The sequence below is a fragment of the Halomonas sp. WWR20 genome (assembly GCF_054602495.1).
Map to the genome: position 1 here is coordinate 81,698 of NZ_JBTRHR010000008.1, position 14,179 is coordinate 95,876.

The 14,179-nt window shown below is 58.2% G+C and carries 13 protein-coding genes; 8 read left to right on the plus strand and 5 right to left on the minus strand.

What is annotated here, in order from left to right; genetic code table 11:
• Nucleotides 1-82 precede the first annotated feature (82 nt).
• Genes ACW4DH_RS15315 through ACW4DH_RS15325 form a run of 3 tightly spaced genes read left to right on the plus strand, consistent with a single transcriptional unit; the run spans nt 83 to nt 3,290 of the window.
• Nucleotides 83-949, plus strand: coding sequence for a hypothetical protein (locus tag ACW4DH_RS15315; protein ID WP_459637272.1), 867 nt, complete (start codon nt 83-85; stop codon nt 947-949).
• Complete coding sequence (locus ACW4DH_RS15320) at nt 946-1,887, plus strand: GGDEF domain-containing protein (protein WP_459637273.1); 942 nt, start codon at nt 946-948, stop codon at nt 1,885-1,887. The genes ACW4DH_RS15315 and ACW4DH_RS15320 overlap by 4 nt, the downstream gene beginning before the upstream one ends.
• A complete protein-coding gene (locus tag ACW4DH_RS15325; protein ID WP_459637274.1) occupies nt 1,884-3,290 on the plus strand; it encodes a VTT domain-containing protein in 1,407 nt (468 codons plus the stop codon). The genes ACW4DH_RS15320 and ACW4DH_RS15325 overlap by 4 nt, the downstream gene beginning before the upstream one ends.
• A gap of 27 nt (nt 3,291-3,317) precedes the next feature.
• On the opposite strand, the gene ACW4DH_RS15330 is transcribed toward ACW4DH_RS15325, so the two are convergent.
• The 3 genes from ACW4DH_RS15330 to mpl all read right to left on the minus strand — a co-directional run bounded on the left by ACW4DH_RS15330 (nt 3,318) and on the right by mpl (nt 6,029).
• On the minus strand, nt 3,318-3,941 hold the full coding sequence (locus tag ACW4DH_RS15330; protein WP_459637275.1) for a LysE family translocator: 624 nt from the start codon (nt 3,939-3,941) through the stop codon (nt 3,318-3,320).
• Nucleotides 3,942-4,027: 86 nt separating this feature from the next.
• The gene (locus tag ACW4DH_RS15335; RefSeq protein WP_459637276.1) at nt 4,028-4,669 is read right to left on the minus strand and encodes a flavin prenyltransferase UbiX; all 642 of its coding nucleotides are present in this window, start codon (nt 4,667-4,669) and stop codon (nt 4,028-4,030) included.
• On the minus strand, nt 4,662-6,029 hold the full coding sequence (gene mpl / locus ACW4DH_RS15340; protein ID WP_459637277.1) for a UDP-N-acetylmuramate:L-alanyl-gamma-D-glutamyl-meso-diaminopimelate ligase: 1,368 nt from the start codon (nt 6,027-6,029) through the stop codon (nt 4,662-4,664). The genes ACW4DH_RS15335 and mpl overlap by 8 nt, the downstream gene beginning before the upstream one ends.
• A gap of 163 nt (nt 6,030-6,192) precedes the next feature.
• Here mpl and ACW4DH_RS15345 point away from each other — a divergent pair, with 163 nt between their 5' ends.
• Nucleotides 6,193-7,458 (plus strand): 6-phosphofructokinase, encoded by a 1,266-nt coding sequence (locus ACW4DH_RS15345; RefSeq protein WP_459637278.1) that lies wholly within the window; start codon nt 6,193-6,195, stop codon nt 7,456-7,458.
• 79 nt (nt 7,459-7,537) lie between these two features.
• On the opposite strand, the gene ACW4DH_RS15350 is transcribed toward ACW4DH_RS15345, so the two are convergent.
• Nucleotides 7,538-9,034: an aldehyde dehydrogenase gene (locus tag ACW4DH_RS15350; protein WP_459637346.1), complete on the minus strand. Its 1,497-nt coding sequence runs from the start codon at nt 9,032-9,034 to the stop codon at nt 7,538-7,540.
• A 260-nt stretch (nt 9,035-9,294) separates the two neighbouring features.
• Here ACW4DH_RS15350 and ACW4DH_RS15355 point away from each other — a divergent pair, with 260 nt between their 5' ends.
• On the plus strand, nt 9,295-10,674 hold the full coding sequence (locus tag ACW4DH_RS15355; protein WP_459637279.1) for a glutamine synthetase family protein: 1,380 nt from the start codon (nt 9,295-9,297) through the stop codon (nt 10,672-10,674).
• A gap of 142 nt (nt 10,675-10,816) precedes the next feature.
• Here the strand turns inward: ACW4DH_RS15355 and ACW4DH_RS15360 are convergent, their stop codons facing one another.
• A complete protein-coding gene (locus tag ACW4DH_RS15360) occupies nt 10,817-11,263 on the minus strand; it encodes a MarR family winged helix-turn-helix transcriptional regulator (protein ID WP_459637280.1) in 447 nt (148 codons plus the stop codon).
• 459 nt (nt 11,264-11,722) lie between these two features.
• On the opposite strand from ACW4DH_RS15360, the gene ACW4DH_RS15365 reads away from it, so the two are divergent.
• The 3 genes from ACW4DH_RS15365 to ACW4DH_RS15375 are packed head-to-tail and all read left to right on the plus strand — an operon-like array spanning nt 11,723 to nt 14,154.
• Nucleotides 11,723-12,010, plus strand: coding sequence for an AMP-binding protein (locus tag ACW4DH_RS15365; RefSeq protein ID WP_459637281.1), 288 nt, complete (start codon nt 11,723-11,725; stop codon nt 12,008-12,010).
• Nucleotides 11,988-13,370 carry an MFS transporter gene (locus ACW4DH_RS15370; protein ID WP_459637282.1) on the plus strand — a complete coding sequence of 461 codons (1,383 nt, stop codon included), beginning with the start codon at nt 11,988-11,990 and terminating at the stop codon, nt 13,368-13,370. Before ACW4DH_RS15365 ends, ACW4DH_RS15370 begins: the two co-directional genes overlap by 23 nt.
• Entirely contained in the window at nt 13,363-14,154 is a 792-nt protein-coding gene (locus tag ACW4DH_RS15375) for an aspartate racemase/maleate isomerase family protein (RefSeq protein ID WP_459637283.1), read from the plus strand. Before ACW4DH_RS15370 ends, ACW4DH_RS15375 begins: the two co-directional genes overlap by 8 nt.
• Nucleotides 14,155-14,179: the final 25 nt, after the last annotated feature.

Sequence of the window (14,179 nt, forward strand, 5' to 3'; positions counted from 1 at the left end):
TGAAAAAGGGGCACGCGACGGCGCCAACGCAAACGTTATAATGCCGGACATCGTCCAGGAACAGGATCAATAGTAAGGCACCATGGAGCGCAAGTACAAAACACGCCTACCCAATGCTCTGTTCCTCACCGCTGCCGGCTCACTGGCGGTTCTGGGGATCATGGAAGCGCCGGGGCCCACCTCGCTGATGTTGTGGGCCGGCACAGTGATTTTCGCATGCCTGGCATTGACCAAGCGCCCGCCGCACCACCTGCGCTACCTCACGCTCATCATCGCCCTGCTGGTGCTCGGCCTGTTATGGTTCGATCCGCAGCGCCATGGTATCTGGATCTGGGCCTGGCCTATCCTGCTGCTGTTTCCCCAACCCCCGCTGATACAACTAAGCGTCGCCGTACTCTCCGTTGTCGCCTGGTGGCGCATGTCCTACGTACTGTCTCTCGAACAGAGCATGATACTCACCCTGCTGCTAGCCTATCTGCTGCTATTGGGCCTGGCGAATGCTCGCGCTTTTCTGCGACTGCGGCATCACATCGATATACGCCCACGCGTTTCGCCCCGCATGCGCATGTGGTCGGCGGGACGCCTGAGTCATGACCTTGAAATCGAACTCGCGCGCAGTGAACGCGATGGCACGCATGGTGAGTTGCTATTGCTACGCGCACGCACGCCCAATCTGTTCAAACCCGAGCAGTTGGGACAAACGCTGGACTCCACCACCTATCCCTTTGAAAGCTGCTACTGGCTTAACGGTACGGTCTTTGCGGTGATACTGGTGGCCCGTGACAGCCATGCCGCCCAACTGCGGCGCGATGCCATCCTCGAACAGTTGCCCGGCGATATCGTGGCGAGGGTGTCACCTCTCGATGAATCGACTCCTCCGATTCTCCTGGCTCAGGAGCTCACCCAGCAACAGGAAGCTCTGCGGATCGACACGGAGGCGAGCCGATGACGCCACAACGTTTAGCCTCGACCTGGCTGGTCACACTGGTCTATGCCACCGCCGCGCCCCTGCTTCTGGTGTATGCCGGCTGGCATTATCTGCTGGGGCATTATTCACAGATCCTGCTCCCCAGCCTGCTCTCGCTAGTGGTTGCCGGTGCGGCGGCCCTACGCTTGACCCGCCATGACAAGCGCCACCTCTCCTCCTATCTGGTATTGATCAGTTGCTATCTGCTGGTGGCGTCCGAGCTTCCCCACATCGATAACCCCGGCACGCTATGGATTGGCTTACCGCCAGTGCTGACGCTGATTCTGCTCCCTCCAGGCCCCGCCATGCTGCTCAATGTGCTGCTGGCCCCGGTCTGGCTGACGCTGCCCGGCGACTCTCTGCCGTCAGGCGATGTCATCATGCACTATATCGTGCTGATCCTGACCGCCGTTCTGCCGCTATGGTGGCACTCCACTCAAACCCGCCTGTTGCATGCCACCGACCTTTACGATAGCGAGAGCGGAGCCCTCTCACGAGCCGCACTCAGCGAGCGTCTGCATGCCGAGATTTCGCGCGCCCAGACATTGCATCAACCGTTGAGCGTTATCGTCATCCATCTCCCTCAGGCGGACATGGCCCGCGAGCAGTTCGGCAATCAGTTGCGCAATACTCTGCTAAAGCGCTTCAGCCAGACGATTATCACCCATACGCGCTGCGGCGATATTCTCGGACGCTACCAGCCCAGCCTGTTCTGGTTGCTGCTGCCTAATACCACCGAGGCGAATGCCCGGATCTCCCAGGAACGGCTAGCCCAGGAGGCCACCAAAATATTGTTTCCCGAAACTGGCCCACTGGAACTCCATGCACGCGTTAGCCGCCTAGGTAAGGACGAAAGCCATTCCCATTTCGAACAACGCTTGTCGATAGCCGGGCTCAAGCTGATGGAGCCGCCTTCTTGAACTACACCGAGTGGCTGTATCAGCTGTCGCCCTCACCGTTGTTATTACTGCTGATCATCCTGCTGATTGCCTTGTGCGAATCGCTGGCCGTCATTGGTATCGTGGTGCCCGGTGTGGTGCTGATTACCGCCGCCGCCTCGCTGGCAGGGCATCAGCAAATCGCCCTCGGCCTGGTGCTGGCCAGTGGCTTTGTCGGCGCCGTCATCGGCGATGGCCTGAGTTTCTGGCTTGGACACTCACAACGCGAACGCGTCCCCTCGCTGTGGCCGTTCAATCGTCATCCCGAATGGCTCGAACGTAGCAAGGCATTCTTCAATCGCTATGGTAGCCTCTCGATTCTGATAGGGCGTTTCGTGGGTCCGGTGCGGCCGTTGATTCCACTGGTGGCCGGTATGCTGCGCATGCCGACCGGCAGATTCGTATGGGTCAATGCCTTGTCCGCGTTGGCCTGGGCGCCCGCCTATCTGCTGCCGGGTTACCTGCTGGGCCGGTCCTGGCAGCGTCTACTGGACATCCCTCCGGGAGCCGACCGCTGGCTGCTAATGCTCGCCGCGCTCACCGCCGTGCTGGGCGTGATCTTTTCCTGGCTGCGTTATCATCTGGGGCGCGAAGGCTGGCTTTATCGACACGCGGCCAGGCTTGCGCAAGGCGGCTCCTGGCGCCGAGGTCTCTGGAACGCGCTGAGCTCTCCCCGCCCACGGCAGGAATTTCCGCTGGCATCGCTGAGCCTGCTGGTCATCAGCCTGACGGCGCTATGCGCCTGGACGCTATGGGTCATGAGAACGGATGGCCCACTGCTGATGGATCTACAGATCCATTCGCTGATGCTGCTGTTCAAATTCGAGCTGTTGGCCAGCATCAGCCATGTCATGATGCTCAGTGGCGACGTGGTGGGAGTGATCGCCCTGACGCTCCCCTGGCTGTTATGGCTCTTGCGGGCGCACCATTTTGCCGCTTTTTTGCATCTGGTCTCGGCATTGGCGGGCGTTACCACAGCCAACATCGTGCTCAGACAACTAAGTGGAGGTGCCTCGCCGGACACCTCAGTGCATCTGACCGGCCCCTTGACCTATCCCGATGCGCTGACGTCCACCGTGGTGGTGGTTTATGGTTTGGCCGCCGCCTTCAGCGCTCAGGAGCTCCCGTCGTATCGTCGGGCCTACGCTTATTGGTGCGCTGTCGTTATCTGTCTGCTAATGGCCCTGTCGCGCCTGATAGCGGGCGAGGCCTGGCTGAGCGATGTGATCGGTGGCGCGCTGCTGGGGCTGACCGTCTGCGCGGTGGCGCGTGTCAGCTATCACCGCTTCGCTCACGCGCCGTTGACCTCGCCGCCATGGTTGACGCTAGGGCTCACGTCGCTGGGATTGCTGGCTGCCCGCATCCTGTGGCTGCCAGCCGTGTGACGAAATCGCCGTGCCCCGGCACTCAACCTACCCCAACGCCAGCCATACTCCCACGACAATCATCAGACTGCCGGCCACGCGGTTGAGCAAGCGCACATTGCCGCTGCGTCGCAACAGGCGGCTTGCCGTGCGCCCTCCGCCGGCATACAACAGCAGGCAGATCAGCTCGATGATCAGGATCATCCCCACCAGCACTATCAGCTGCGATGCCATGGGCAGCGAGGCATCGAGAAACGGCGGCAACAGCGCAATGAAGAACGCCCACCCCTTGGGATTGGCCACCGCCGTCACGAACCCTTGACTGATGAGCTGGCCACGCGAGACATTCGGCATCGCTCGGGATTCTAGGGGAATGGCCATACGTCCTTGAGAGCGCCACATCATCACGCCAAGGTAAATCAGGTAGGCACCTCCCAACCACTTGAAGGCCGCGAACAGCTGTGGATAGCGCAGCATGACCGTGGCCACGCCCACCACGGCGGATACCGCCACCAGCCCGACACCGACCAATTCGCCGGCCATCATCCACATCGCCCGGCGGATGCCGACCGTCATGCCCAGGGTCATCGACAATGTCATGCACATGCCCGGCGTCAGCGACACCATGAAGAAGGTCGGCACGAATACCGATAGCAGAGAGAGATTGATCATGGTGGAACTATTCCCGATACGCTTCGGAAAGGCCGGCCCGCCCGATTGGCAATGCCCGATTGGCGTCCGACAATATTAAAATTGTCTTATGATATCGCTTCGCCCCAACGCGGCACCAGGGCATGCGCGATATCCAACTGATTGAGAATACGCGCCACGATGAAATCGATCATATCTTCAAGGCTTGCCGGGCGATGATAAAAGCCGGGCGCCGCAGGCAGAATCACCGCGCCCATGCGGGTCAGGCTGAGCATATGCTCGAGATGTATCGCCGAAAACGGCGTCTCGCGCGGCACCAGGATCAGCTTGCGCCGCTCCTTCAGGGCGACATCGGCGGCCCGCTCGATCAGGTTGTTACTGGCGCCTGTCGCCACCGCGGAAAGCGTGCCCGTCGAACAGGGACAGATCACCATAGCGGAAGGCGCCCCCGACCCCGAGGCTACTGGTGCCATCCAGTCTTCGCGTCCGAAGCAGCGTATCTGCCCCTGCGCCGCTCCCGAACGCATCGTCAGGGCCTCGGCCAGGCGTACCGGTTGCGCGGGAAGGACGACGTCGGTTTCGGTGCTGATCACCATATGGGCGGCCTTGGAGATCATCACCAAGACCTGATGCCCCGCCCCCACCAGGCAGTCGATGAGACGCAGGCCATATTGCGCGCCGGAGGCGCCCGTCAGCGCGACGGTCACCGGTGACTTGAAGGTTTCCTCGTACCGGACCGGCTCAACCATGCCTGGCCTCCAATGCGGCGAGCAAGCGTTCGTGAATTCCGCCAAACCCACCATTGGACATGACCACAATTCGATCCAGCGGACGCGCCTGATCGGCGACCTCTTCTATCAGCGCATCGAGATCGGTCGCCACATGGGCGGGAACGGGACTGTTGGAGGCGACGTCTGCCAACGACCATTCGAGCCCCGGCGGCTGAAACCACCAAACGATATCGGCACTGGCCACGCTGGCGGGCAGGCGCAGTTGCATGGTACCCAGGCGCATGGTGTTGGAGCGCGGTTCGATCACGGCCAGCAAACGCCCCTTGCCAGTGGCGGCGCGCAAGCCTTGCAGCGTCGTTTCGATAGCGGTCGGATGATGGGCGAAGTCATCGATAAGCTGGATATTTGCCACTTCGCCACGCACCTCCTGACGCCGGCGCGGCGAGGCAAAGCGTGACAAGGCAGCGCAGCCCCTCGCCAGATCCACGCCGCAGGTAGCGGCAGCGGCAAGCGCCGCTACCGCGTTACGTGCATTATGGGCACCGGTCATCGACCAATCGACCACACCATCCTCACTGCCGTGAATGACCTGGAAACGGCTGGCATCGTCGCGTTCGAGCCGCAGCTGCCAGTCGCAGGCCCCCGACACGCCAAAACGCTCCACGGGCGTCCAGCACCCCATTTCGAGCACACGCTCCAATGCCGGCTCGTCCTGAGCCACGACCAGGCGCCCTGTAGAGGGCACGGTACGCACCAGATGATGAAACTGTCGCTCGATAGCGGCAAGGTCGGCAAAGATATCCGCGTGATCGAATTCGAGATTGTTGAGCACCGCCACGTCGGGCCGGTAATGCACGAACTTGGAGCGCTTGTCGAAAAAGGCCGTGTCGTACTCGTCGGCCTCGATCACGAAGGGAGCCTGCGGCGGCCCCAGGCGTGCCGATACCCCGAAATTGCGCGGCACCCCGCCGATCAGAAACCCCGGCGCTAGCCCTGCACTTTCCAGTAACCAGGCCAGCATACTGGCGGTGGTGGTCTTGCCGTGGGTTCCGGCGACGGCCAGGACATGCCGCCCGGGCAGTACGTGCTCGGCCAGCCACTGGGGCCCGGAGACGTAAGGCACTCGGGCATTCAGTACCGCCTCGACTTCGGGATTGCCGCGCGACAAGGCATTGCCAATGATCACCAGATCCGGGCGCGGTTCGAGATTGGCGGCAGCGAAGCCCTCGCTCAGGACGATTCCCGCTTCCTCGAGCTGAGTACTCATTGGCGGATAGACGTTGGCGTCCGAGCCGCTGACACGGTGGCCCAAGTCCTTCGCCAGTCGCGCGAGACTGCCCATGAATGTGCCGCAGATTCCCAGAATGTGGACGTGCATGACTGTCTCCTGCCGTGATGGCAGCGAGCCTAGCATGGCATCCCGATGGCGGCCAGAGAGGGCGAAACGAAACGATGCCATCGTGCACAGCGTGCCGCTTTTGGCTATGATGCTGAATTGTAAATTCCCGCGAGCCATTTTCATCAGGAGCACAGGAAGCCCCATGGCCCAGCATAATGCCTTCTATGCCCAATCCGGTGGCGTTACCGCCGTTATCAATGCCAGCGCTTGTGGCGTGATCGAGGCCTGCCGTCAGCACAGCGATCAGATCGGTAAAGTCTATGCCGGCAATTTCGGCATCATCGGCGCCCTGACCGAAGACCTGATCGATGTTTCTCAGGAGAGCGACGATGCGATTGCCGCGCTGCGTCATACTCCCGGGGGCGCCTTCGGCTCCTGCCGCTACAAGCTCAAGGATATCGATGCCCACCGCGTCCAGTACGAACGTCTGATCGAAGTCTTCAAGGCTCACGACATTCGCTACTTCTTCTATAACGGCGGGGGCGACAGTGCCGATACCTGCCTGAAGGTATCCCAGCTCTCCGAGAAGATGGGCTACCCGCTGACCGCCATTCACGTCCCCAAGACCGTCGATAACGACCTGCCGGTCACCGACAACTCGCCGGGCTTCGGTAGTGTCGCCAAGTACATCGCCACCTCCACCCGGGAAGCGGGACTCGATATCGCCTCGATGTGCGCCACCTCTACCAAAGTGTTCATTCTTGAGGTCATGGGGCGTCATGCCGGGTGGATCGCCGCCGCCGGTGCCCTGGCAGGCAACGGCGAAGGCGAACCGCCGCATCTGGTGATTTTCCCCGAGATCGATTTCGACCGCGAAGCCGTCATGGCGCGTGTCGAGGAGTCGGTTCAGAAGTATGGCTATTGCGTCATCGTGGTTTCCGAGGGTGCGCGCTACGCCGACGGTACCTTTCTCGCCGATACCGGTAACACCGACGCCTTCGGCCATCGTCAGTTGGGCGGTGTGGCCCCAGCGTTGGCGGGCATGGTCAAGGAAGACCTGGGCTACAAGTATCATTGGGCGGTCGCCGATTACCTGCAACGCGCCGCACGCCATATCGCCTCACGCACCGATGTAGAGCAGGCCTACGCCGTGGGACAGAAAGCCGTGGAGCTGGCTCTGGAAGGCAAGAATGCCATGATGCCGACCATCAAGCGGGTCAGCGAAACGCCCTACGAGTGGCGTATCGAGGCAGCGCCACTCTCGGAAATCGCTAACCAGGAGAAGTTCATGCCTCGCGACTTCATTCGCGAGGATGGCTTCGGCATCACCGAAGCGTGTCGCCGCTACCTGCAGCCATTGATTCAGGGCGAGGACTACCCGCCGTTCGAGAACGGCCTGCCCAAGGTCGCCACTCTCAAGAAGGTCAAGGTCCCGCGCAAGCTGTCGGAGTTTGCCATCGACGCCTAATCGCGACATCAGACAACGCCCCCGCCGGAGCGGATCCGACGGGGGCTTTTTCATGCATGAAATTCATTTCTATAGCGACTCAGACCTTTAATGTCATCCAGACGGTCTTCAGATCGCAATATTCATCCAGCGAATGGTGCGACTTGTCCCGGCCATTGCCCGATTGCTTGACCCCACCGAAGGGCACGGTCATGTCACCGCCAGCCCAGTTATTGACGAAGACCTGTCCGGAATGCAGCCGGCGCGAGACGCGCATGATGCGATCGATATCCTGGCTCCAGACACCCGCGGCGAGCCCGTAAGCGCTATCGTTGGCCAACGCGACGGCCTGCTCCTCACTATCGAAACCCAGCACGGCGAGTACCGGACCGAATATCTCGTCACGGGCGATGGCCATCTCCGGGGTGACCTCGTCGAAGATCGTGGGAGGGACGAAGTAGCCATTCACTCGATCCGTCAATGGTTGACCGCCGGCACATAGCTTGGCGCCCTCCTCCACCCCGCGACGAATGTAGTCCAGGACCCGGCGATACTGCGCTTCATCGACGATGGCGCCCATGTAACTGTCGGGATCCAGCGGGTCGCCGGGTTGCATGTTACGGGCATGGGCGAGCAGCTTGTCGAGAAAGGCGGGACGAATGCTGTTTTCCACCAGCAGGCGGGAGCCGGCGATACAGACCTCGCCCTGGTTATGGAAGATGGCATCGGCCGCGTGGCGCGCCACCGCTTCAAGATCGGCACAGTCCGCGAATACCAGATTGGGACTCTTGCCCCCGCACTCCAGATAAACCCGCTTGAGATTGGATTGCCCCGCGTACTGCATCAACTGCTTGCCCACCTGCGTGGAGCCGGTGAATGCCAGGCAATCGACATCCATCGACAAGGCCAGCGCCTTGCCGACGGTGTGACCGAACCCCGGCAGAACCTGGAACACCCCATCGGGAATTCCAGCTTGCTGTGCCAGATGCGCCAGGCGCAGCGCGGATAGCGGCGACTTCTCGGAGGGCTTGAGGATGACACTGTTTCCCGCCGCCAAGGCCGGCCCGATCTTCCATGCCGCCATCATCATGGGAAAGTTCCAGGGCACGATCGAGGCCACCACACCCAGCGGCTCACGCAGAATCAGTCCCAGGCTGCTTGAATCCGTGGGTGCCACCTCGCCATAGCTCTTATCGATCAGCTCGGCGTTATAGCGAATGCAATTGATCGCGCCGCTCAGATCGCCCAACGCGCTGCCGATCGGCTTGCCCATGTCCAGGCAATCCAGCAAGGCCAATTCGTCGCGATGCGCTTCCATTGCATCCGCCAGGCGCAGCATGACGTGCTTGCGGCGTGCCGGCGCCATCTGCGACCACTGACCCAGGGCAAAGGCCGCCCGCGCATGCGCAACGGCGGCATCGGCGTCCGCTCTGTCGCAACTGGCGATCTCCGCCAACAGCTCGCCGGTGGCCGGGTTGAGCGTCGCGAAGCGCTCCTTGCTCTCCGCCTCGACGAACCTGCCCCCGATAAAGGCCCGGCTCTCGAAGGACAGGGCCCGCGCATGGGCCTGCCAATCAGCATGACTCTTGTCAATCATTCGGCTCATGTAGAGTGTCCGGCGCAAGGTTGAGCCCGCTTGCCATCGGATAACACGACGGCCGCAGGCGGAGTGTGCTCATCGACATATTACGCTTTTCGCCGGATTGGTCACCGCCTTGCCGAGACGCATTCCGCTTGGCCTTGCGACACGGCTATGGTTTTGAGCGTTACGAGATGAGCGCATGCAAAACGTTTGACAACATTCGGGAGCCGCTAAAAGATGGGCCGTTTCCCCTTTCCCTCTGATAGGTAAGTCCCATGACGGCCAGCGATTATCATGCCGAGGCCAAGGCGTTTCTGGAGCGTCATCCCGAGATCGACAGCATCGATCTGCTGATCAGCGACCTGAATGGCGTCCTGCGCGGCAAACGCGTGCCACGTGACAACCTCATTCAGGTGCTGGAGGTCGGCATGCACCTGCCGGCTTCGCTGTTTGCACTCGACATCTGCGGCAATACGGTCGAAGAGACCGGACTGGGACTGGCCAGCGGAGACGGTGACCGAGCCTGTCGCCCCGTGGACGGCACGCTGGTCAGGGTGCCCTGGTCCAAGCGCGGCCACCAGGGCCAGATGCTGATGACCATGGAAGAACCCGATGGCCACCCCTTCGAGTGCGATCCGCGTCAGGTGCTGGCCCGCGTCCTGTCACGTTTTACCGCCCAAGGTTTGAAACCCGTGGTCTCGGTCGAGTTAGAGTTCTACCTGGTCGATCGCGAGCGTGACAGCTCAGGCCTACCCCAGCCGCCCCGCTCGCCAATGACCGGCGAACGTGCCAGTCAAAGCCAGCTCTACTCGGTGGCCGAGCTCGACGAGTACGCCGATTTTCTCGAAGAGGTCACCGAAGCTGCCCTGGCACAGGGCCTGCCGATCGATACCGCCTTGAAGGAGTGCGCGCCGGGCCAGTTCGAGATCAACCTGCTGCACCGCGACAACGCCCTGCGCGCCTGCGACGAGGCGGTGATGCTCAAGCGGTTGATCAAGGGCGTCGCCATCCACCACGGCTTCGAGGCCACCTTCATGGCCAAGCCCTACGGTGGCGAAGCGGGTAACGGGACCCATGTGCACATCAGCCTGCTCGATGACAATGGCCGCAACATTTTCACCACCCCCGACAATGCCCAACTGGGCAGTCCGCAGCTACAGCAAGCCATTGCCGGGCTGGTCGAGCTGATGCCCGCCTCGATGGCCATCTTCGCGCCCAACCTCAACTCCTACCGGCGCTTCCAGCCCGGCCTGTACGTGCCCATGGCTCCCACCTGGGGTTATGACAACCGCTCGGTGGCCATCCGTATCCCCTCGGGGCCGCCCGCCGCCAAGCGTATCGAGCATCGCGTGGCCGGCGCCGACGCCAATCCCTACCTGCTGGTCGCCGCCCTGCTCGCCGGTATCGAGCATGGCTTGTCGCGCCGACTCCCCCCTCCCGAAGCGATCCGCGGCAACGCCTATGACCAGGTGGAGCCCAGTCTGCCGATCAGCTGGCCGCAGGCACTCGACGCCTGGCTCGAAAGCGAACCGATGAGCGAACTCCTCGGCCCTACCTTTCATGCGGTCTACCATGCCAATCGCACCGCCGAATACGAACTGTCGCGTCAGGCCGTCAGCGCCCTGGAGTACCGCTGGTATCTGCGTCACGTGTGACCCACCGGTGGGGACAAGCAATTTCATCAAAATTCAGGAAGTATTGAGTCGTCTGCGCAGTCTTCCTTGTTCTATAGCTTAGCCCTTTAGCAAAAAGCCCACCGTTTTCGGTGGGCTCATGACGTCCTTCAGCTAGAGGCAACTATGCGTTCGTCGAGGCGTTTTGCCGAGCAGTAATTTGACGCAGGCAATTGATGATAGCTTTGTTTTCTTGCTGGCTGGATGCCTCATCGAGTGCTGCATTTAGGAAGTTTTCGTAATCGTTGCCTGCCTGAGCTTGTATCTGACGGCCACGCTTGGTGATGACAGTATAGACCCCACGCTTGTCGTTGGGACAAACGTCTCGAATCGTGTAGCCGTTGCGCTCCATTCGCTCGACCAGGCGCGTCACGGAGCTCTGGTTTAGACCGAGTCGGTTGGCCAATTCCTGCATGCGCAACTCAGAATCCGGGGCCGTTGAAAGCAACTGCAGAGCACGATACTCAGTAAGACCGAGCCCATGTTCATGTTGCAAGGCTTTGGCAACCTGACTCTCTACCGACTCGAAGATATTCCTCACCTGTTGCCATACTATAGTTTGAGAAGTCATACGGCTTCATCCTAAGCAGTCAGCGGTACAGCTAATTCATTAGCGCAAACAAATACTTGTATATGCATACAATAGACGATATCAGCCGCACCTGCTAGTGCTAATCCCCTAATACTCAAGCTCTTCCCCTTTCTTCCCCTTCCCAGCGTTGAACCGTTCGCAAGATCAGAAAGAAATTGACATTAAAAATTAATATTAATTGCATGTGCAGACATATTGACAGGCACATGCACTCCACCTAATCTGATATTGCTTGCACATGCAAGTACACCCTCATCATCAGCTTCCTCATGGACGGGTCGCCCGAATGAAACTGCCTCTACTGCTTACCTCGCTTGCGGACAGTGCTACCCATTACCCCAACGACATCGCTTTACTTACGGATGCGAACGCCTGGACCTATGGGCAACTGTGGTCTCGCGTCGGCCAGTATGGGTCGGTATTGGCTGGGCTCGCCTTATGCTGACCACCTCTGGCTCAACAGGCATCCCCAAGGTCGTCGAGCTCAGCGTCGAGGGAGTGAACGCCTTCTTTAGCTGGGGTGCCGAATATTTTCAGCTAGGCCGTGGCAGTCGCGTCCTCAGCTATGCCCCGCTCAACTTCGACCTGAGCCTACTCGAAATCTGGACGCCTCTCATGCAAGGCGCCACTAATATTGCTCGAAACTGGAAGGAACTTATGAAATATACAAACTTCTTCTTCGAAAGCACTACAGGAGGTTATTATGGAAACCGCCTATCAACCTGAACAGACACTTGGAAGAAGAGCGCGTATGGTGCTGCTCATTATTTCCTTTGCCCAATTCATTATAGCCTTAGACTACTCTATTGTTTATATAGCTCTACCCAATATAACAGATAGCCTCGGGCTGGGCGCTGCAGTCGCGCAATGGGTTGTGTCATCCTATGGCTTGTTGTTTGCCGGATTTCTTCTCTTAGGTGGCAGGCTGAGTGACCGGTATGGCGATGGCAGAATATTTCTTCTGTCCAGCATAGTATTCGGCTTGGCGTCGTTACTAGGCGGCCTCGCATACAATGCAGAACTGCTATTGCTTTCGCGTGGGTTGCAGGGGTTAAGCGCTGCGGCCATGCAACCAGCGATTATCTCGCTGATATCAAGCCATTTCAAGGAAGGCAAGGAGCGCTCCAGGGCGTTATCCATCTGGGGAGCTGTGGGCGCTTCGGGGCTAGTGATGGGCGTCGTGCTAGGGGGCATATTCACCGAGATTTCTTGGCGGATCATCTTCCTAATCAACGTTCCATTGGTTTTAATTTGCGTTATCGTCGGAAAAGCCAATATACAGATTAATAACTCTATGGAACGCAGAAGCATTCCTGTATTTTCCTCCTTGATCGGGACGACAACTGTACTGAGCTTGGTGCTTCTACTAACCTTATTTGCTAAAGGGCAGACGTCCAGCTTAAGCGTGCTTGGCATCCTCACCGCTGCTCTTGTTGCCCTCTTCTTCCTGATTGAAAAGTATTCCAGTCACCCCTTGATAGATCGCGATGTAAGGAATATTTCAAACTTACGTATTGGCTGTGCTGCGAGTGGATTATATATGGCTGGGGTGGGCACGGAGTTCTATGTGGTGACAGTTTTTCTCCAAGACCTACATGACATGTCCCCGCTAGCCTCGGCAATGATGTTTTTGCCGCTTTCGATATTCATCATTATCGGCAATATCGTTGCGGGAAAGCTCATCGGCAAACATAGCTCCAGTAGAATATTGTTTGGTGGCTTCGCCATTGCAGCAATCGGTTTACTTTTGATGGCACATACTATTAACCAAGGCGTGTGGCTCTATTATTTCATCGTTGGCCTCGTCGCGAGTGGCTTGGGGCATGGGATGATATATACCTCAAAGTTTGTTGTTGGCATTCGCGGTATTCCAGAGGATCGGAAAGGCGCTGCCAGCTCGCTAATGGTAACCAGTCAATATGCCAGCGGCGCTATCGCGTTAGCAATCTTGGTTATTGTGATCAACACAAGTGTAAGCATTAATGTCACTTCATATCAAATTGGTTTTCTCTTATTAGCTTGTTTTTGCATCGTTGGATGTATTGTTTCAACTTTTGATGAAAAATGGAGTGTCAAAGATGCTTAGCGCAACACACGACAATTGCTATTATGAAAAGTCAGCAGTTTCATTGCGCCTCCCTCGACTTGGAATTATTGTCGTCCATAACGACCCGACCCCAGAGATGGAGCTATGGAACTTGGCAAACAGCGGGGCTTCCATTCACACCGTGAGGTTCTATCTTCCCAGAGAAAAAGGCAAGATATTCACGGGCTCATCTTTCCAGACTATATTTGAAGAATGTGGTCTAAAACGCGCATTGCTAGATCTGCGAGATATTCGAGTTGACGCCATTTGCCTATGTTTCACAAGCGCCAGCATTTTTATGGGCTCCTCGTTCGATGATGACTTCATAAAATACGCTTCAGAGATTACGGGAGTAAAGCACATAAACACTTCTGTCCGAGCGATGTTAGAAGTTTTAGAGGCACGTGAGCTAACTTCTCCAGCCATGCTCGTCCCACCTTGGTATTCATCTGAAACTGTAAAAGCTTTTACTGAATTTCTCGCGGCTTATAATATTTCTGTTTCAAGCAAAATTAATTATAAAATGCCACAGTGCTGGTCCTCGTACCCGCAGCAAGATATTTTTGACGAAGGTGGAGCTTGGGAAATAACCCCGTTGTCAATTATTGAGCTCGTCAAAAGCCATGCCAAGGAAGGTACGAATTTTGACTCAATTTTAATGCCTGGCAGTGGGTTTCCCTCCTTATCTGTTACAAGAACCCTTGAGTCATCGTTAAACAGGCCATTTCTTTCTGCCAATGAGACAACCTGGAAATGGTTTATGAGGGCCAGTTCTCCTGAATAGGCGTGTTCCAATTAATCAAGAAAAA

Coding starts and splice junctions, on each gene's coding strand:
- ACW4DH_RS15315 (WP_459637272.1), top strand. CDS start 83: ATGGAGCGCAAGTACAAAACACGCCTACCCAATGCTCTGTTCCTCACC.
- ACW4DH_RS15330 (WP_459637275.1), bottom strand. CDS start 3,941: ATGATCAATCTCTCTCTGCTATCGGTATTCGTGCCGACCTTCTTCATG.
- ACW4DH_RS15370 (WP_459637282.1), top strand. CDS start 11,988: ATGGAAACCGCCTATCAACCTGAACAGACACTTGGAAGAAGAGCGCGT.
- ACW4DH_RS15350 (WP_459637346.1), bottom strand. CDS start 9,034: ATGATTGACAAGAGTCATGCTGATTGGCAGGCCCATGCGCGGGCCCTG.
- ACW4DH_RS15320 (WP_459637273.1), top strand. CDS start 946: ATGACGCCACAACGTTTAGCCTCGACCTGGCTGGTCACACTGGTCTAT.
- ACW4DH_RS15335 (WP_459637276.1), bottom strand. CDS start 4,669: ATGGTTGAGCCGGTCCGGTACGAGGAAACCTTCAAGTCACCGGTGACC.
- ACW4DH_RS15345 (WP_459637278.1), top strand. CDS start 6,193: ATGGCCCAGCATAATGCCTTCTATGCCCAATCCGGTGGCGTTACCGCC.
- ACW4DH_RS15355 (WP_459637279.1), top strand. CDS start 9,295: ATGACGGCCAGCGATTATCATGCCGAGGCCAAGGCGTTTCTGGAGCGT.
- mpl (WP_459637277.1), bottom strand. CDS start 6,029: ATGCACGTCCACATTCTGGGAATCTGCGGCACATTCATGGGCAGTCTC.
- ACW4DH_RS15375 (WP_459637283.1), top strand. CDS start 13,363: ATGCTTAGCGCAACACACGACAATTGCTATTATGAAAAGTCAGCAGTT.
- ACW4DH_RS15360 (WP_459637280.1), bottom strand. CDS start 11,263: ATGACTTCTCAAACTATAGTATGGCAACAGGTGAGGAATATCTTCGAG.
- ACW4DH_RS15365 (WP_459637281.1), top strand. CDS start 11,723: ATGCTGACCACCTCTGGCTCAACAGGCATCCCCAAGGTCGTCGAGCTC.